This is a genomic window from Lysobacter sp. CA199, assembly GCF_052078715.1.
In the GTDB taxonomy this organism is placed as follows: Bacteria; Pseudomonadota; Gammaproteobacteria; order Xanthomonadales; family Xanthomonadaceae; genus Lysobacter.
Genome location: NZ_JBQJIL010000001.1, coordinates 109,514 through 128,251 on the forward strand (window position 1 = coordinate 109,514; position 18,738 = coordinate 128,251).

The following is an 18,738-nucleotide window of genomic DNA, read 5'->3' on the forward strand; positions in this document are numbered from 1 at the left end:
CCCAACACAGGGTCACAGATTCTCGTCCTTGCGTGGACGAGGCCGGCGCTTCGTGTCATAAAACCGGCCCACGGAGGTGGTCAATGCAATTCGGCAAAGACATGGTGTTGCGCTTGCTGATCGTCGACGACAGCGTCGAGGCGGCCGAAGCCATCGTCAGCGCACTGCGCAACAGCGGCATCGCGGTGCGGCCCACCCGCCCGGAGAACGAGCAGGAACTGGCCGCGCTGATCCTGCAACACCCGCCGGATCTGGTGCTGGCCGCGCGCAACTCGCGCAACGTCTCCCTGCTCAAGCTGATGCAGAGCGTGGACGCCAGCGGCAAGGACCTGCCGGTGCTGGTGCTGATGGAAGCCGTCGACGAAGCCGCCCTGCTCGGGGTGATGGAAATCGGCGCGCGCGGCGTGGTCCTGCGCTCCAACATCACCCACCTGCAGAATTCGGTCCGCGCCGAATGGGCCGACCTGGAAGCGCGCCGCTCGCTGCGCCGCCTGGAAGCCCAGGTGCGCGAGACCGAGCGCCGCTGCGACGCGCTGATCGATTCCTCGCGCGAACCCATCGCCTACATCCACGAAGGCATGCACATCCGTGCCAATGCCGCGTACCTGGAAATCTTCGGCTTCGAGTCGTTCGAGGACATCGAAGGCATGTCCCTGCTGGATCTGGTCGCGCCCAGCCAGGTCGACGGCTTCAAGCAGTTGCTCAAGCAACTCAGCAAGGGCGATACGCCGCCCCCGAACTACGAGACCCAGGCCCGCGCGCTCGACGGCAACGCCTTCCCGGCGGTCATGGAGTTCACCGCGGCCACCTACGAAGGCGAGCAATGCCTGCAGGTGGTGCTGCGCCGGCAGGAGATCGATCCGGAACTGGCGCGCGAGGTCGAAGCGCTGCGCCAGCGCGATCAGGTCACCGGCCTGCTCAACCGCGCCACCTTCCTGCGCTCGCTCGAGGACGCGGTGGCCGACGCGGCGCAGAACTCCGCCCATCACGGCCTGCTGCTGATCGAGCCGGATCACTACAACCAACTGCTGCAGGAAATCGGCCTGGACCAGGCTGACCAACTGATCAAGTCCTGCGGCGAACGCCTGCGCGAAGCGATCGGCCCGGACGACGTGGCCGCGCGTTTCGGCGAGCACCAGTTCGCGGTGCTGACCCTGCACAGCGACCACTCGCACACTTCCGGCCTGGCCGAAAAACTGCGCACGGCCTTCTCGGCGCGCGTGCTGGAAACCGACCACCTCTCGCTCAGCGCCACCGCCAGCGTCGGCGGCGTGCAGATCGGCGAGAAGATCGCCAGCGTCACCGCGGTGCTGGGCAAGGCCGCGCAATGCCTGCAATCGGCCGGCGACATCGGCGGCAACCGGATCGAGCTGTTCGACCCGGGTGCGGCCGACCGCGCCGAAGAAGAGCGGGTCGCGGCGTGGGTCGCGCGCATCCGCGATGCGCTCGACGCCGACCGCTTCGTCATGAACTACCAGCCGCTGATCAATCTGCACGGCGAGCCGATCGAGATGTACGAGGCCTACCTGCGCATGCAGAACCTGGGCCTGGGCGCCGACGAAAGCGGCGGCGAACTGATACAGCCGCTGTCGTTCCTGCAGGTCGCCGAAGAACACGGCCTGCTGTGGGAAATCGACCGCTGGGTGGTCGGCCGCGCGATCCAGGTGATCGGCGAACGCATGCGCCAAGGCCGCCACACCACCTTGCTGGTCAAGATCACCCAGGCCTCGCTGCAGGACGAAAGCCTGCAGCAGCACATCGTCGAACAACTGGCCAAGCACGGCGCCGACGGCAAGCTGCTGGTGCTGCAACTGCCCGAATCGAAGGTGTTCACCAATCTGCGCGCGGCGCAGGAATTCCAGTCGCGCATCTACCACTACGGCGTGCGGGTGGGCCTGGAGCAGTTCGGCGCCGGCCTGAACTCGTTCCAGTTGCTCAACCACTTCGATGCGGCCTTCCTCAAGATCGATCGCAGCTACATGGAAGACTTGACCTCCAACCCCGACCACCAGCAGCGCGTACGCGCAATCGCCGAGAAGGCGCGTGAACTGGGCCGGCAGACCATCGCCGAATTCGTCCAGGACGCGGCCAGCATGAGCTTGCTGTTCGCCGCCGGCATCGACTACGCCCAGGGCCACTTCCTGGCCGCGGCGGGGTCGGAGATGGATTACGACTTCCAATAAAGCGGGGAGTTGGGAATGGGAAATGGAAAGATCCGCTGAAGTCCCCGTAAACAAAAAGCCCGCCGATCGGCGGGCTTTTTGTAGGGGCGGCGTAAGCCGCGACCGCGAATCGACGCTTACGATGCAACTGCGGATTCGCGGTCGCGGCTCGCGCCGCTCCTACATTGCGAATCGCAGTTACGCGCCCAGCTCAGCGCGTCACCACTCGTCCGCCGGAATACTCCTGCGGGGCGTTCTTCAGCGCGGCGATGCGCTCCTCCAGCGGCGGATGGCTGCGCATCAGCTTGGACAGACCGTGGCCGACCGCGCCGCTGATGCCGAAGGCCTGCACCTGCTTGGGCAGCGTGCTTTCGCCGTAGGTCTGCGACAGGCGCTGCAACGCGGCGATCATCTTCTGCCGGCCGGCCAGACGCGCGCCACCGGCGTCGGCGTGGAACTCGCGGTAACGCGAGAACGACATCGCGATCATGCTCGCGAACAAGCCGAACACCATGTCGAGCGCGAACACGATTACGTAATAGCCCAATCCCGGCGCGCCGTCGCGGCTGCCGCCGAGGTAACCGTCGATGACCCGGCCGACCAGACGCGCCAGCACGATCACGAAGGTATTGAGCACGCCCTGCACCAGCGCCATGGTCACCATGTCGCCGTTGGCGACGTGGCTGACCTCGTGCGCCAGCACCGCTTCGGCTTCGTCCCGGTCCATCGACCGCATCAGCCCGGTCGAGACCGCGACCAGCGCGTTGTTGCGGCTGGCGCCGGTGGCGAATGCGTTGATTTCCGGCGCGTCGTAGATCGCGACCTCGGGCATGCCGATACCGGCCGCCTGCGCCTGACGGCGCACGGTGTCGACCAACCAGCGCTCGGTTTCGTTGCGCGGCTGTTCGATCACGTAAGCGCCGGTGCTGCGCTTGGCCAGCCACTTGGACATGGCCAGGGAGATGAAGGAGCCGCCAAAGCCGAATACCGTGGCCATCACCAGCAAACCGCCGGTGTTGTTCAGACGGATTCCGAACACGCCTTGCAACACCGCCATGACGATGCTGAGCAGGGCCAGGACGGCCAGGTTGGTGGCGAGGAAAAGCGCTATGCGTTTGAACATGGTCGTAGTCGAATCGTCTTGGTCGTTGGGCCGCGCGCCCTGCGCGGCCTTGCTTCGACGATCCCTGTCGGGCCCGGCGGGTTCGTTCTGGAACGCCGCCGTCTGCACTGAAATGTGGCGAAGTCGCCGTTAATTCAACGAGAATCCACCACGATCCCGCCGCCGCATGAGTTCCCGTTCATTGTCCGGACATGCTTCCGCCGCCGCGAACCCAGGCTACCGAGGCCGCTTCGCGCCCTCGCCCACCGGCGAGCTGCACGCAGGCTCCTTGCTGGCCGCGTTCGCCAGTTGGCTGCTCGCGCGACAGGCCGGCGGCGCCTGGCTGGTACGCATAGAAGACCTGGACCCGCCGCGCGAAGTTCCCGGCGCCGCCGATCGGCAGCTGCGCGCACTGGCCGGCTTCGGCCTGGTCGGCGACGAAACGGTGGTGCGGCAGAGCCGGCGCCACGCGCTGTATCAGGCGGCGCTGCAAGACCTGCTCGATCGCGACCTGGCCTTCGCCTGCCACTGCAGCCGCAGCGATCTCGCCGCCAGCGGCGGCATCCATCGCTTCTGCGTGCCGCGGACCGCGCAGCGCGAAGGACGCGCGCCGCAACCGGCGATCCGTCTGCGCGTGCACGACGACACCGCGATCGGCTTCGACGACGCCATCGTCGGCGCGCAGTCCCAGGACGTGGCGCGCGCGGTCGGCGATTTCGTCCTGCGCCGCGCCGACGGCTATTGGGCCTACCAATTGGCGGTCGTGGTCGACGATGCCGACCAGGGCATCACCGACGTGGTCCGCGGCGCCGATCTGCTCGATTCCACCGCTCGCCAGATTGCGCTGCAGCGCGCGCTCGGTCTGCCCACCCCGCGTTACGCGCACTTGCCGCTGCTGGTCGACGCGCAGGGCCGCAAGCTGTCCAAGTCCGACGCCGCCCACCCGCTCGACCCCGCCGATCCGCTGCCCGCGCTGCGCGCCGCCTGGCGGGCGCTGGGCCAGGACGAACAGGCGTTGATTGCGGTGGAAACTGTCACTCAACTGCTCGATGCGGCACGGGTTTCGTTCAGTCCGGCACAGATTCCGCAAGCCGCCGCCGGTCTCGCCGCGATGCACAACGACCCTTGCGCGAATGCTGTCTAGAATCGGGACGAGACCGCCCTTCGCGGTCAAGGAGAGCTCAGCATGCAGTCCCGTGTTGCACTCGTCACCGGCGGTACCGGTGGCATCGGCACCTCGATCGTCCAACGCCTCGCCAAGATGGGGCACAAGGTCGCTACCAACTACCGAGACGAAGCCAAAGGGCACGCCTGGCAGGCGCAGTTGAAGGAACAGGGCATCGATGTGGCCATCGCCCATGGCGACGTGGCCTCGCCCGAACACGCCGAAGCGTTGATCCGCGACGTGGAGCGCCAACTCGGTCCGGTCGACATTCTGGTCAACAACGCCGGCATCACCCGCGATTCGACCTTCCACCGCATGACCTCGCAGCAGTGGAGCGACGTCATCTCCACCAACCTCAACTCCTGCTTCAACGTCACCCGCCCGGTGATCGAGGGCATGCGCGAGCGCAAGTGGGGACGGATCGTGCAGATCAGCTCGATCAACGGCCAGAAGGGCCAGTACGGCCAGGCCAATTACGCCGCCGCCAAGGCCGGCATGCACGGATTCACGATTTCGCTGGCGCAGGAAAACGCGAAGTTCGGCATCACCGTCAATACGGTCTCGCCGGGCTATATCGGCACCGACATGGTCATGGCCGTGCCCGAGGACGTGCGCAACAAGATCGTCGCGCAGATCCCGACCGGGCGCCTGGGCACGCCGGACGAAATCGCCTACGCGGTCGGGTTCTTCATCCCCGACGAGGCCAGCTGGATCACCGGCGCCAACCTGTCCGCCAACGGCGGCCAGTACATGGGCTGGTAAAGCCTCGCATCGCCGCGCGCCGGAGGCCTGTTCAGGTCTCCGGCTCCGCGCAACCGGCCTTGCGCGGCCATCCTGGACGCGAGGATCGCGAACCGCCCGGTTCACTAACCCGACTCGTTCACGACCGTTCGGACGTCGCCGCGAGCGGATCGGTTGCGCGCTGATTCGCAGGGGTTTTATGCTTCCGCGGGTGCCCTGCGGCACGCGCGGAACGGCCGTCGCGCGCCTTTCGCGCATGCGCTTGCGGCCACCGTCCGAGCCCCCCGGCACGCCCCTGTTGCAAGCCCCTGCGCCCTGCGCCATGCTGCAAGGCACCACGTTTTTAGAGCCAAAGCTCAATGGCCTCGACCCGCATCATCAAGAAGTATCCGAACCGTCGCCTTTACGACACCGAGATCTCCAGCTACATCACCATCGAGGACGTGCGTCAGCTCATCGTCGACGGCGAAGAGTTCGAAGTGCGCGATGCGCGCTCCGGCGACGACCTCACCCGCCAGGTGCTGCTGCAGATCATCGCCGAGCACGAACAAGACGGCGAACCAGTGCTCTCCACGCAATTGCTGAGTCAGATCATCCGTTTCTACGGCGACTCGCTGCAGGGCTTCATGGGCAACTACCTGGAGCGGTCGATGCAGGTGTTCCTCGATCAGCAGCAGCAGTTCCGCAATCAGATGGGCGGCATGCTCGGGCAAACCCCATGGGCGATGATGAATCAGCTCACCGAGCGCAACCTCACCCTTTGGAAAGAGTTCCAGCAGAACCTTTCCGGCAGCGTCGGCCAGCCGGTCACGCCCAAGCCCAAGACCGATACCAAGCGCGAGAGTTGAGCCGCGCTTTTTTCTTGCGCGCCGCGCGCCGGCGCGCATCCGCTCGCGGGCCGTGGGGACGGTGCTGGGACGCGTGAATCCTCCGTGTCCGCGCGCAAGTCCGCGGCCGCCATCCATGAATCCTGGGCACGCCGCGCGATGGCGCGCCGAATGCATTGGGGAAGACGCATGAACAAACGTATCGCCGTGGTCAGCGGCGGCATCGGCGGGCTGGGCACCGAGATCTGCCTGTCGCTGGCGCGCGCCGGCCGTCGCGTCGTGGCGCTGGACCTGGGCGCGCGCGCCGAGCGCATCGCGCAATTCGCCGCGCTCACCGACGGTTCCGACATTCGTTTCGAAGCGGCCAACGTCGCCGACTACGACGATTGCGGCGCGGCGATCGAACGCATCGTCGGCCGCGATGGCGGCATCGACATCCTGGTCAACGCCGCCGGCATCACCCGCGACGGCAGCCTGCGCAAGATGGACAAGCGCGCCTGGGACGAAGTGCTCGACGTCAATCTCGACGGCGTGTTCAACCTGTGCCGGCACGCGGTGGACGGCATGGCCGAGCGCGGCTTCGGCCGCATCGTCAACATCAGCTCGGTCAACGGCCAGACCGGCCAGTTCGGCCAGACCAATTACTGCGCGGCCAAGGCCGGCATGCACGGTTTCACCATGGCCTTGGCGCGCGAAGTCGCGCGCAAGGGCGTGACAGTGAATTCGGTATCGCCGGGTTACTGCGAAACCGCGATGGTGATGGCGGTGCCCGAAGATATCCGCGGCAAGATCATCGACAGCGTCCCGGTCGGCCGCCTCGGCAAGCCCAGCGAGATCGCGCGCACGGTGGAGTTTCTGACCGCCGAGGACGCGGGGTTCATTACCGGGGCGAATATTCCGGTCAATGGCGGGTTGTTCATGAGCTTCTGATTGGCGAACGACCGAAGCGAAGAAACCCGCCTTCCGGCGGGTTTTTCGTGTTCGCCTCGCCAGCCGCGTTTGCGACTGTAGGAGCGGCGCAAGCCGCGACCGCGAATCCGCAGTTGCGTGGTAAGCGTGAATTCGCGGTCGCGGCTTGCGCCGTTCCTACAATTTGAAACGCGACAACGCGCTTATCGTGCCAACGGCTTGTTGGCGCAGTTGGCTTCGTAGAACTTCATCGCCGTCGGCATCAAGGCCTGCGAGGTCTAGATGCGGTTGACTGAATCGGCAGAAACGAAAAACCCGCCTCACGGCGGGTTTTTCGTGTTCGCCTCGCCAGCCGCGTTTGCGACTGTAGGAGCGGCGCAAGCTGCGACCGCGAATCCGCAGTTGCGTCGTAAGCGTGAATTCGCGGTCGCGGCTTGCGCCGCTCCTACAGTTTGAAACGCGACAATACGCTTATCGTGCCAACGGTTTGTTGGCGCAGTTGGCTTCGTAGAACTTCATCGCCGTCGGCATCAAGGCCTGCAAGGTCTGGATGCGGTTGGCCGGGTCCGGATGGGTCGAGGCGAATTCCGGCGGACGCTGTCCGCCGCCGAGTTGGGACATGCGCTCCCACAGCGGCACCGCCTGGCGCGGGTCGTAGCAGGCCGCCGCGGCCAGCATCAGTCCAACCTTGTCGGCCTGGGTCTCGTGATTGCGGCCGTAAGGCAGCACCAGTCCGTACTGCGCGCCGGCGCCGAGCGCGCCCATGACCATCTGCTGCTGTTGCGGATCCATTCCGCCCACCGCCATGCCGGCGGCGAGTTGACCCATCTGCACCAGTTTCTGCTGAGCCATCCGCTGCGAGCCGTGGCGCAGCAGCGCGTGGGCGATCTCGTGGCCCATCACCACCGCCAGCGCATCGTCGTTCTGGGTCACCGGCAACAGGCCGGTGTAGACCGCCATCTTGCCGCCGGGCAGGCAGAAGGCGTTGGCCTCTTGCGAATTGATGACCGCCACGCTCCATTTGAAGTTGCGGTAGTCGGTCGGCGCTTCCTGGTTGTTCTGCTGCGCCAGCGCCTGGGTCACCTGCGGCACTTTGTCGATCAGGCGCTGGGCGATCTCGCTGACGTCCTGGCTCTGCGGCGAATTCGACGCCAGCAGCGCGCTCTGCGACTTGGCGTCGTTGAGTACTTCCACAAAGGCCTGTTCGCCCAGTTGCACCTCTTCGTCGGCGGAAGCGCCGTAATGCGCCTTCTCGCCGGTGTAAGGATCGGTCTCGGCGTTGCCGAACCACGACCACGCCGCGTACAGGCCGAACAGCAACAATATCCACCAGCGGAAGCCGCCGAATCCGCGCCGTCCGCCCTGCGCCTGGTTGCCGAGGGGATCGATCCTCATCTGCACACTCCCAAATCCTGCCTGCGGGCGTCGACCGCCCTGTTTCGCGCCCGTGCCGCGTCCGCTCGCGCGAACGCCGCGACGACCCCGCCCTGCTGCTGCCCACCGGCCCCGACGCTCCATCATGAACCGCTCGGGGCCGAACTCAAATATCCCGCACGACCCGGAAACCCAGACGTCCGTTGGTGGTGTCCGCACTGGTGCCCTGACGCCACGCCGCGCGCGTCTGCGCGGGCGAACTCGACCACGAACCGCCACGGAACACGCGCGTGCGGCAGCCCGGATTGAACCAGGCCGCGCCATCGCGCGGCGCGCGGCGGTAGTTGTCGTGCCAGCAATCGGCCACCCACTCGCTGACATTGCCGCCCATGTCGTGAAGACCGAATGCATTGGGCGTGTAACTGCCGACCGGCATCGGCCCCCAGGCGCCGTCGCCGTAGCCCTCGAACGCGTTGCGCCAGCGGCGGCCGCTGGGCGAAACGTCCAGGCTGCCGGTCAGATTGCCGACCTTGGCCGGCGGCGCGCCGTCGCCCCAGGGATAGCGGCCCTGGCTGCCGGCGCGCAGCGCATATTCGTACTCGGCCTCGCTAGGCACGCGATAGCGCTGACCGGTGATCGCCGACAACCACTCCACGTATGCCGCCGCGTCCTTGGCGCTGACGTGCACCACCGGCAGATTGTCGGCCGCCGGCTGGCCGGCATAGTCCGAGCGCCAGTCGACCCCGCCGCGCCGCACCAGATTGCCGCTGCGCTGGTCGTAGGCGGTGGAATAACCGCGACGCGTGGCGCGCGCGCGGTGCTTGGTGGAGTTCATGAAACGGCCGAACTCGCCGACGGTGATCTCGTAGCGCGACATCGCCAGTCCGCGTTCGAAACGGATATTGCGCAGCGGCCGTTCGGCATCGCTGGAGCCAGCCTCGCCGAGGTCGGCGCCCATGCGGAACGCGCCGTGCGGAATCACCACCATCTGCGGCCCGCGGCCGCCTAGGCCCATCGCGTCGGTGAACACCTGGCCCGGACGGAACAGGCCGTAGTGGGTGGCCAGTTCGATGCGTTCGCGCAGCTCTGCCGCGGCCGGGTCGCCCGCCGGCGCGATCCGCAGCAAGGTCGCCAGATGCCCGCGCGCCTCGTCGATGCCGCGGAACTTGGGCAGCGCGGCGATGCCCAGATCGCGCAGGCCGCCGATCCGCGCCCCGCGCTGCGCGGCGATCCGCCCCTGCGCATCGGACGCGGTCTCCATCTTCGGCCGCACCAGGGCGGCCTTGGCCAGCCAGCGCTCGGCCCCGGCGTAGTCGTCGCGATCGGCAGCGATTTCGGCGCGACGGATCAACGCGCTCTCGGCCGCAGCGATGCCCTGTTTGGCGCGCACGTCGACGGGGCGCAGTTCCAGCGCCTGGCGGAACTGCGCCAACGCCCCGCCCTCGCCGTCCTCGCCGATGCGGCCGGCGTTCAAATCCTCCTCGCCCAGGCGGTCTGCTTCCTGCGCCTGATCGGCGCGATCCACCCGTTCCAGATAGGCCTCGACCTTGCGATGCTCCGGCGCGATCGCGCGCGCGACCGCCGCGGCTTCGTGCGCGGCGCGCAGCGACAGCGGGTCGGCGTCGATCTGCTTGAGCGCCGCGTCGCCCTCGGCCAACAGCAGGGCGATGGCGCGATCCAGGCCGGCGGCGACGGCGCGATCGTTGGGTTCGAAAGCGCGCAGCGCCAGGTAGATCGGGATCGCCGAATCGGCGTTGGCGTGCAGATCGCCGGCCTTGAGCGCCTCGCTGGCGCGCTTGCGCAGGGCCGCCGCGTTCTGCTCGGTCACTGCGACCGCTGGCGCGAGCCAGGGCGGCACCGGCGAGACCGCCTGATCGGCGCTGACGGTCACGATCGGCTTGCGCGCGGCCGCGTCCTGCTGGGCGCCCTTGCCGGCCCGGTCGGTGCAACCGGCCAACAGCCCCAGAGCCACGATGCTGGTCCACATCAGTGCGCGCAAACGGCGACCTCTCCTGAATGGTGCGGGCGATCGGCGCAGCATATCGCTTCGCGCGTTAATGCCGGAAAAGCCGGGAATGGGGAATTGGGGAATGGGAGCGAAGCGCCGCCTCAGGCTTTCCCGCTTCTCCCCCATTCCCCATTCCCGGCCCCTAGTACGCTATTGTCGCCCGCCCGGTTCTCCTTCCGCCCGCTACCGAACATGTCCGTCTGGATCAACACCCCTGCCGCGCTGCTGGCGCACTTCGAGGTCAAACCCGCGCGCATCGGGCTGGACACCGAGTTCATCCGCGAGCGCACCTACTGGCCGCAACTGGCCCTGGTGCAGATCGCCATCGAGCGCGAAGGCGAGGACGAGCCGACGATCCTGCTGGTCGACCCGCTGCGCCCCGGCATCGCCGCCGCGCTCGCGCCGATCCTGGCCGACACCGCGATCCTCAAGGTGGTGCACAGCCCCAGCGAGGATCTGGTCGCCTTCAAGCACGCCTGCGGCGTGGTGCCCAAGCCGCTGTTCGATACCCAGCAGGCGGCCGCTCTGGCCGGCATCGGCAGCGGCTTGGGGTATCAGAAACTGGTCGAACAACTCACCGGCGTCGCCCTGGCCAAGGGCGAAACCCGCTCGGACTGGATGCGCCGCCCGCTCTCGCCCGCGCAGTTGGAGTACGCAGCCGACGACGTGCGCCATCTGTTCGCGATGCAAGACGCGCTGGCCGGCCTGCTCGACCAACTCGGCCGCGGCGCGTGGCTCAGCGAAGACGCCACCCGCACCGTGGTCAACGCCGAGAACGAAGCCCCCGAGCGCTGGCCGCACCTGTCCATGCGCAGCGCCCAGTTCCTGGATCTGCCCGCACAGCGCCGACTGGTGCGTCTGCTGCGCTGGCGCGACATCTACGCGCGCGACAGCGACAAGCCGCGCAGTTGGATTCTCGACAACGAACTGGCCGTGGCCCTGGCCCGCCAGGCCCCAGCCGATCGCGATGCGTTGCAACGCCAACTCGACGCCCATCCCAAGGCGCCGCGCAAACTCTCCGAACCGCTGTGGGCCGCGCTGAGCACGCCGCTGGACGACGAAGACCAGGCGCCCGACGCCGGCGTCGCCGAAACCCGCGACAAGCAGAGGCTGCGCCAGTTGCAAGAAGCCGTCGCCGACCGCAGCGCCGCGCTCGGCCTGCCCGACGGCGTGCTCGCCTCGCGCCGCTGGCTGGAGGCCCTCCTCGATCACGGCGAATGGCCCGACGCCCTGTCCGGCTGGCGCCGCGAGGCGCTCGAACCGGCACTGGCACCGCTGCTGGCCGGCGGACACTGACCCCCGCGCGCCGCGCGGCCGGTTTTGCGACACGTCCCGGGAAATTCACCCCAGGACTAGCGCAGCCGTTTGCGGCCCGCTAAACTTGGTCCCGCATTGAAGTGGGGCCATAGCTCAGCTGGGAGAGCGCGTCGTTCGCAATGACGAGGTCGGGAGTTCGATCCTCCCTGGCTCCACCACTTTTGCAGAAAGCCGACGAGCGATCGTCGGCTTTTTTGTTGCCCGCGGTCTTGTTGCCCGCGGTCTTGTTGCCCGCGGTCTTGTTGCCCGCGGTCTTGTTGCCCGCGGTCTTGTTGCCCACGGTCGGCGGCCTAGGGTCGGCCCCGGTGGTCACGCTCGCCTTGGCCGGACTACCCTGACCGCACTTTACGCCCTGCCGGAGCAGCCGCCATGTTGCCTTCCGATGCGATCGGTCCTTCGCGTTTGCCATCGACCCTGCCGTCCGTCGATCTCGCGCCTGCGACGCTGACCCCGCCGCAACAGCAGGCGCTGGCGCAGCGCTATGCGCCGATCCTGTACTTCCATCCGGACGAACAGCATTTTCTGCAGGATCCCAATACCTACATCCAGCAGTCGAGCCTGCGCCAGGAACTGGACTGGCGTCCGGATCGCGAACTGCACGGACGCGGCGAAGTGCCGCCGGAAGAGTTGGCGGGCATCGGCAAAGGCAACAAGGACGCCGACAGCCAGATCTTCCTCGATCATGGCAACGAAGACCTCGGCGACGGCGTGCGCAACGGCGATCTGGGCAACAGCAAGAACCTGTATCAGTACGACGCCGAAACCAACACCATCACCTATCACCTGTTCTATGCCTACAACGACGGTCCGCCCGGGCTCGGCGATGTGCAGAATCACGAAGGCGACTGGGAAAAGATCACCGTCCAACTCGACAGCCAGATGCAGCCGACCGAAGTCCGCTACAGCGCGCATAACGGTCTGCAAGTCGCGCGCTCGTGGGCCGATGCGCCGAAAGAAGACGGACGCCCGGTCTCCTACGTCGGCCAGGGCTCGCACGCCAACTACCCCGAGACCGGGCGCTGGGCCACCAATTTCCCCGGGGTCGACGACCAGGCGCGCGCGGGCGGACGCCGTTTCGATCTGTCCGAGCAGCCTTTGACCGACGTCACCGAGCAAGCCTGGTACGGCGGCCATGTGCTGTGGGGCGAACGCGGCAGCGCCAGCGAAGTGGGCATCGGCGAAACCAGCGGGCCGACCGGCCCGTCGCCGGACAAGGGGCCGATCACGCAGGCCGATCGCAGCCTGCAACCGCAAGAGGTCGAAGTGCCCGGCCTGCTCCCGTTCGGCCCGTTCGGTCCGTTGATCCCGAACTTCCCGCGCTGACGTCTACCGCGCTGCCTCCTGTAGGAGCGGCGCAAGCCGCGACCGCGCACCGACAGCTACCTGGCAACCAACGTCCGCGACAGCGGCATCGATCGCCGCCGCGCGATCAAGTCCCGGCAAGACTCGCGAACGCCCGCGCCACCGCCTCCGCGCCCGGATCGATCGCTCCGGCCAACGCATGCTCGGGCACGTACGATGCGCGCCCCGCGCCGGCGCGCGTCATCGTCGCGGTGCGATCGGCGCCCGCGCGCGCGGCGCGCGCGGCGGCGGCGAGTCCTTCATCGAGGGCTTCGACCGCGGGAATCAAGGCATCGAGCATGGTCCGGTCGCCCGATACCGCGCCGCCGTAGTGCTGCATGCGCACGATGCCCTCGTTCAAGGCCTGTTTCCAATCGCGGCCGGCGGTGAGCGCGGTGCCGGTGGCGGTGAACAGAATCGAAAGCAGCACGCCGCTGGAGCCCCCCATCGCATGCGCCAGCAGCGCGCCTAGTTCGTCGCACAGCCGCGCCGGTTCGCCGGTGCTCAGAGATTGCCGTTGCAGTTTCTCCAGCACCGCGCGCGCGCCGGCGGCGAAGGTGCTGCCGGCATCGCCATCGCCGATGCGCGCGTCGAGTTCGTCGAGCGTCTGCTCGGACTCCAGAAAAGCGTGCATCAGGCGCTCGATCGCCGCCGCATTCGCCGCATCCTGCGCGCCCACCGGCCGATCGGCCGCGCGCGCGTTCAATGCCAGAATGCCGGGCGCGCGCGGCACGTAGACGCCGGGCCAGGCCAGAGGCTCGACCGGCATCGACAGCGCCCGCACATAACCCGATTCGGCCGGCAACAAGGTCAGCGAGAAGCCGTGCATGTCCAGCGAGGTCATCAGCGCGGCCGGCCGCACCATCAGCGCGATGCGCTCGCGGCCGATCCGGCACAGCACTTCATCGGTGAGCACCGCCAGTTCCTGGGTCGAACACCCGCCCAGATCGTTGAGCATCACGATCCAGCGCTGGCTGCTGCCGTAGCGCTGCATGCCGCGCTCCAGCAGCGGCGTGAGCACCTGCTGCACGGCATCGGCGGCGCTTTGCGGATCGATCCGGCGCGCGCCGGGCTCGTTGTGGATGCCCAGGCCGAGTTCGGCGCCGCGCGGCTCGGGCACGTGGCCCGGCAGCGTGCAGCTCGACAAGGACAAGCCGAGCGAGGACAAGCGATCGGCGAAGACCTGGCTGCGTTCGGCCAACTCGTCCAGCTCGACGCCCTGCCCGGCCAGATAACCAGCGTATTTGTGCACCAGCACGGTACCGGCGATACCGCGCGGCCGCGGCGCGTCGGCCAGGGCGATGTCGTCGGCGACGATGCACATGCGCACCTGCAGGCCTTCGCGCCGCGCCTGTTCGGCGGCCAGACCGAAGTTGAGCCGATCGCCGGTGTAGTTCTTGACGATCAACAACGCACCGCCGCTGCCGGTGCAATGGCGAATGCCGGCCAGTACCGCCGCGACGCTGGGCGAGGCGAAGATCTCGCCGGAGATCGCCGCGCTGAGCATGCCGCGGCCGACGAAACCGGCGTGCGCGGGCTCATGCCCGGCGCCGCCGCCGGAGAGTACCGCGACGCGGCTGCGATCGAGTTCGGTGCGCACCAGGATGCGCAATCCCGAACGCGGATCGGCCATGTCCACCGCGGCGCCGGCCGCGGTGCTGTTCAGTATCTGGGTGACCACATCGGCCGGGCGATTGAAGAAACGATCCATCGGATGGGGGCTCTTAAGATCGGATTGATTGCATGGTAGATCAGCCGCACGCGCATGCCGCGGCGTCGGTCTGTCCGGTTCTGGCGGTCCGGCGCTCGTTGTCGGATTCCCGCGATCGGGTTCTCGCTATTGGCTTGCGCCGATCGGGTTCTGGCGATCTGAATCAGGCGATCCGACTGCGGCGAAAAGAAACGGGCGCGACGACGCCAACCGCTCGTCGCCGCGCCCGTCCACCTCGACCGGGTGATTGGCCGCTTGAAAAATGAACCGGTCAGCAGTCCGGGGCGACGCGCCCGTCCGAGCCGGTATAGGTGTAGACGTCGGGAATGAAGCGGCCGCTGCCGATGCGGTTCCACAATGTGCTGGTGCCGTAGGTGCCGGTCACCGAACTGCCGTTGGTCTGACATTGGATGGTGACGCTGGCGCCGTCGGCGAGCGTGCCGGCCACTGCGAAACTAGTGCCCGGGCCCGAGCGTACGTTCAACGGCGTGCCGTTGGTGGCGACCGTGCCGGTCACGCCGGTGCCGCCGCCTGGATTGAGCAGCTTGTAGTAACGCGACCAATCCCAGTTGACGCCCGGATCGGTGTGGTCGTTGCCGCTGTAGTGCTGATGGCCTTTGACCTTGACGCTGGCCGGCAGCACCCTCACCGTGCGCGTCGCCGGCCCCTGGAACGCGGTATTGCACTTGATCGCCGAGTACTTGGCGCACAAGTGGCGGGTGATGCCGGCCGAAGCGTTGTACATCGCGGTGGTGTACCACGAGGCATTGTCGACATAGCCCTCGTGCTCGATGCCCAACGTGGTCTTGTTATGCGAGAGCACGTGATGCGCCGCGCGGTTCTCGCGCACCATCTGGGTGATCTGGCCGTCGCTGCTGCGCACCAGGTAATGGATGCTGACGCGGTTGGGATTGTTCTGGAACCACGAGATGCTGCCGGCGTATGAGCCTTGCACGGTGTGGATCGTCACCGAATCGTAGGACGTACGTTCGGAGTGATACGGCGAAGCGACCCAACGCGCCGGCACGTAGTCCACCGCCGCTGCCGCTGTCGCGGCGGCCGAGGGGTCTTTGTCGCGCAGCGTCTGGGTGTCGGGATCGACGAAGTAGCGCTCGGTCTCGATTCGGTCTTCATCGGCGTTCAATCGCAGCAGCGGCGCGCGCAGGCGCACCAGATCCGGCGCATCGAATGCGCGCTCCCAAGCGACCGCGCGCGCGGGCACGGCGATGCCGTGTTCGTTCACGCCGCGGTCCAGGGTCAGCAATACATCGAAGGCAAAGCTCAGCCGCGCGTAATCCTGCATCGCGCTCTTGGCCTGGGCGTGGACGAAACCGGCGTAGCGTTGCAAAGCCGGACGCAAGGCCTCGGCGTCGCTCGGCCGGACGCCTTCGCGGGCGATCTCGCGATCGAGCAAGGCCGCCGCGGCGAGGATGTTGGTCGAGGCCTCGTTCAAGACGCGCGACTCGGGCACGCCGAGCGCACGCGCGGCTTCGCCGACCTGATCGGCGAAACCTTCACCGTGGTACAGGCCCATCACGCCGTAAGCGCGCGGCATCTCGCGATTGCCGGCCGCATCCGACGCCGCCGGACGCAGGTGCTGCCAACGGCTGGCGACATAGGCCAGCGACTCCAGGGTACCGGCCGGAATCGAGGGATAACGCGCATAGGCTTGGCGGAAATACGCCGGATAGTGGGCGCGCTCGACGCGCAATACGTTCTGCGCGGAGTTCAGGCTTTGGCTGAGCGCGGGGTCGGCCAGCACGTCGACGGCGGCGGCGGGTTTCCCGGCCATCGCCGCCGGCGCGAACGCGGCGGTCAGTGCGGCGCAAAGCACGGTGGTGAGGTATCGGTTCACGGGTGTCCTTGTGATGAAAGGTCGTCGGAGTTCGCACCCGCGGTGGCCGGTCGCTCCGGCCACCGCGGGCATTGGGCAGCAATGTCCGGTTGGATCTAAGTCCGCGACTGCGCACTCAGCACGAGGGCGCCACCGACGTGTCCGAGCCGGTGTAGGTGTAGGCATCGGGGATGAAGCGGCCGCTGCCGATGCGGTTCCAGATCTTGCTGGTGCCGTAGGTGCCGGTGACCGAACTACCGTTGGTCTGGCATTGAATGGTCACGCTGGCGTTGTCGGCCAGAGTGTCGACCACCGAGTAGCTGGTGCCCGGACCCGAACGCACGTTGAGCGGTGTGCCGTTGGTGTTCACCGTGCCGGTGATCGCGCCCGGATTGGGATTGCCGCTGGAATTGGAGCGATAGGCGTTGCGCATGCCGCCGGGCTTGTTGTTGCCGTTGAAGTAGTGATCGGTGATCCACTTCCAATCGCGGCCTTCGTTGGCCGCCCAGCGCTGGGTGCCCCACTGGCTCATGCCGCGGCCGTGACCGAAGCAGGCTTTGCCCTTGCCAACCGAATCGCTCAGGCACGGCCAGTTGTTGCGCGGCGAACCGTTGTTGCCGTTGCCGCAGCTCAGATCGTTGTTGCTGCACGACAGATTGTCGCTGGTGTTGTCCCAGGCGTTGTTCTCCGAGGAGTACTCGCTGAACGCCGCGCTCTTGCCGTCGCGGCTGAGAATCACGCCCTTGGTGGCCTTGGCCGCGGCGACGGTGGCGGAGAACGAGTCGGACTTGAACACCTGACACGAGGTGGTGTTGCAGATGTCGTAGCGGCTGCTGATCGGATGGGCGACGAAGTAGGCGCCGTAGGTGCGATAGGCCACCGCGCCGGCCGCCAGCGAATTGGCGTGCCAACCCGAAACCCATTCGTTGTCCAAGCCCTTGCCGACGTAGTCCTCCAAGCTGTACACCGACACGCCCGAGCAGGAACGGCCCGAGCAACTGGTGCCGACGCGGATGCTGGAAGGCACCGTGACCACCGCGGCCGAGACGTCCGCCGCAGCGGCGCGCTCGCCGGCCTTCATCGCCTGGCTTGCATTGGCCGCGTCCAACCGCTGCATCGCCGCCTCGCGGTCGATCAGCGGCCGCTCTTTGGCCAGCGTCTGCACATGGGTGAGGTTTTCTTCGTCGCGGCCGCTGCCGGCACGCAGATCGACGATGAAATGCGCGCTGTCGTTGACCATCGACACCCCGGACAGACGATGCGCACGATATCCCTTGCCCTCGATCTCGATGGTGGTGGTCGGCGGCGGCGCATCGTCCTTCAGCGTGGTGGCGACGAACTTGCTGCGCAGCTCGAAGTAACCCGCACCGTCGGTGACCGCGCGCTCGCCCTGCCCGCTCCGCACCGAAACGCCGGCCAGCGGCTTGCCGTCGCGCTGGTCGTAGACGTTGCCGCTGAAGATCGCGCAGTCGCTGCACTCGGCAGCCTTGAGCGCGAGCAGATCCAACCGCTCCGATTCGCGCCGCGGCGACAGCCACACCGTCGTCGGCAGGCCGATGGCGCCGTCGGAATGGACTCGGGTCATCAGCGACTCGTACCCTGGAACGCTGACCGTGATCTGGTATTCGCCCTTGGCCAGGCCGGCGACACGGCCGCCCGGCGCAGCCAACGCCAGCGTCTGCCGCGTATCCGAACGCCCCACCGCAGCCACGCTGAGCTCGGCTTGCAAGGCTTGGCCTGTGACGATGTCGCGGACGCGGATGTCGATCGCGGCTTGCGTCGCGGTGCCGCGCACGGCGATCTTCGGCGCCGGACCGCTCTTGTCGGCCACCGCCAAGGTCTGACCGGCGAAAGCGCCGCCCATCGCCAGCGCGCAGGCGAGCAAAGACACGCTCGCCGCCGCGGCGCGGTTGCGGTTGGAACCGTAATTCGTGTAATCGGTACTGCTGTTCATTCCACTGCCCCAGGTTGGCGGATTGTGTGCACTGATCCGGTGGCGTCGAGCGAAGCGGCCGACGATGGATCGGCAGCCGCTTCGTTCGCGACGGACATCGCCCGTGTAGCGTGTTTTACGGCGCAGGCCTGTCGCGCACCTGTCGATGCGCGGTTCGGGCCGGATCGATGTGCGGTATCGCGACCGCGATCACTGCGCGGGTGTGCGATGCGCTGGGACTGGAGACGAACCAGGCAAGACGACGCGTTGCGATTGCAATCGCGGCGAACGCGCGCAAGGCGGCGCGACGGCCT

Annotated in this window: 12 protein-coding genes, 1 tRNA gene and 1 pseudogene; 8 read left to right on the forward strand and 6 right to left on the reverse strand. The window is 67.4% G+C overall.

Annotation, left to right across the window (positions count from 1 at the left end):
* Positions 1-83: 83 nt before the first annotated feature.
* Positions 84-2,183 carry an EAL domain-containing response regulator gene (locus tag ACTOWJ_RS00500; RefSeq protein WP_441332627.1) on the forward strand — a complete coding sequence of 700 codons (2,100 nt, stop codon included), beginning with the start codon at positions 84-86 and terminating at the stop codon, positions 2,181-2,183.
* A 190-nt stretch (positions 2,184-2,373) separates the two neighbouring features.
* Here the strand turns inward: ACTOWJ_RS00500 and htpX are convergent, their stop codons facing one another.
* Positions 2,374-3,285 carry a protease HtpX gene (gene htpX, locus ACTOWJ_RS00505; RefSeq protein ID WP_441332628.1) on the reverse strand — a complete coding sequence of 304 codons (912 nt, stop codon included), beginning with the start codon at positions 3,283-3,285 and terminating at the stop codon, positions 2,374-2,376.
* Positions 3,286-3,451: 166 nt separating this feature from the next.
* Between htpX and gluQRS the strand changes: the two genes are divergently transcribed.
* The 4 genes and pseudogenes from gluQRS to phbB (ACTOWJ_RS00525) all read left to right on the forward strand — a co-directional run bounded on the left by gluQRS (position 3,452) and on the right by phbB (ACTOWJ_RS00525) (position 6,927).
* Complete coding sequence (gene gluQRS / locus ACTOWJ_RS00510; RefSeq protein WP_441332629.1) at positions 3,452-4,408, forward strand: tRNA glutamyl-Q(34) synthetase GluQRS; 957 nt, start codon at positions 3,452-3,454, stop codon at positions 4,406-4,408.
* Between the two features lie 42 nt (positions 4,409-4,450).
* On the forward strand, positions 4,451-5,191 hold the full coding sequence (phbB, locus tag ACTOWJ_RS00515; protein WP_441332630.1) for an acetoacetyl-CoA reductase: 741 nt from the start codon (positions 4,451-4,453) through the stop codon (positions 5,189-5,191).
* Between the two features lie 294 nt (positions 5,192-5,485).
* A pseudogene (phaR, locus tag ACTOWJ_RS00520) lies at positions 5,486-5,985 on the forward strand (polyhydroxyalkanoate synthesis repressor PhaR); the annotation flags it as partial.
* A gap of 201 nt (positions 5,986-6,186) precedes the next feature.
* Complete coding sequence (gene phbB / locus ACTOWJ_RS00525; RefSeq protein ID WP_441332631.1) at positions 6,187-6,927, forward strand: acetoacetyl-CoA reductase; 741 nt, start codon at positions 6,187-6,189, stop codon at positions 6,925-6,927.
* A gap of 450 nt (positions 6,928-7,377) precedes the next feature.
* Here phbB (ACTOWJ_RS00525) and ACTOWJ_RS00530 read toward each other — a convergent pair whose 3' ends face one another.
* Both ACTOWJ_RS00530 and ACTOWJ_RS00535 read right to left on the reverse strand, forming a co-directional pair.
* Positions 7,378-8,301: a M48 family metallopeptidase gene (locus ACTOWJ_RS00530; RefSeq protein WP_441332632.1), complete on the reverse strand. Its 924-nt coding sequence runs from the start codon at positions 8,299-8,301 to the stop codon at positions 7,378-7,380.
* Between the two features lie 145 nt (positions 8,302-8,446).
* Positions 8,447-10,267: an SUMF1/EgtB/PvdO family nonheme iron enzyme gene (locus ACTOWJ_RS00535; protein WP_441333062.1), complete on the reverse strand. Its 1,821-nt coding sequence runs from the start codon at positions 10,265-10,267 to the stop codon at positions 8,447-8,449.
* A 213-nt stretch (positions 10,268-10,480) separates the two neighbouring features.
* Between ACTOWJ_RS00535 and rnd the strand changes: the two genes are divergently transcribed.
* From rnd to ACTOWJ_RS00550, 3 genes are all read left to right on the forward strand, one after another.
* Positions 10,481-11,584: a ribonuclease D gene (rnd, locus tag ACTOWJ_RS00540; RefSeq protein ID WP_441332633.1), complete on the forward strand. Its 1,104-nt coding sequence runs from the start codon at positions 10,481-10,483 to the stop codon at positions 11,582-11,584.
* Positions 11,585-11,687: 103 nt separating this feature from the next.
* A tRNA-Ala gene (locus ACTOWJ_RS00545) sits at positions 11,688-11,763 on the forward strand.
* Positions 11,764-11,974: 211 nt separating this feature from the next.
* Positions 11,975-12,928 (forward strand): Vps62-related protein, encoded by a 954-nt coding sequence (locus ACTOWJ_RS00550; RefSeq protein WP_441332634.1) that lies wholly within the window; start codon positions 11,975-11,977, stop codon positions 12,926-12,928.
* Between the two features lie 106 nt (positions 12,929-13,034).
* On the opposite strand, the gene ACTOWJ_RS00555 is transcribed toward ACTOWJ_RS00550, so the two are convergent.
* The 3 genes from ACTOWJ_RS00555 to ACTOWJ_RS00565 form a co-directional block, all read right to left on the reverse strand.
* Positions 13,035-14,657, reverse strand: coding sequence for a dihydroxyacetone kinase subunit DhaK (locus tag ACTOWJ_RS00555; RefSeq protein WP_441332635.1), 1,623 nt, complete (start codon positions 14,655-14,657; stop codon positions 13,035-13,037).
* Between the two features lie 271 nt (positions 14,658-14,928).
* Complete coding sequence (locus tag ACTOWJ_RS00560; protein ID WP_441332636.1) at positions 14,929-16,512, reverse strand: N-acetylmuramoyl-L-alanine amidase; 1,584 nt, start codon at positions 16,510-16,512, stop codon at positions 14,929-14,931.
* A 115-nt stretch (positions 16,513-16,627) separates the two neighbouring features.
* Positions 16,628-18,445, reverse strand: a complete 1,818-nt coding sequence (locus tag ACTOWJ_RS00565; protein ID WP_441332637.1) for a SpoIID/LytB domain-containing protein — start codon at positions 18,443-18,445, stop codon at positions 16,628-16,630.
* Between the last annotated feature and the right edge of the window lie 293 nt (positions 18,446-18,738).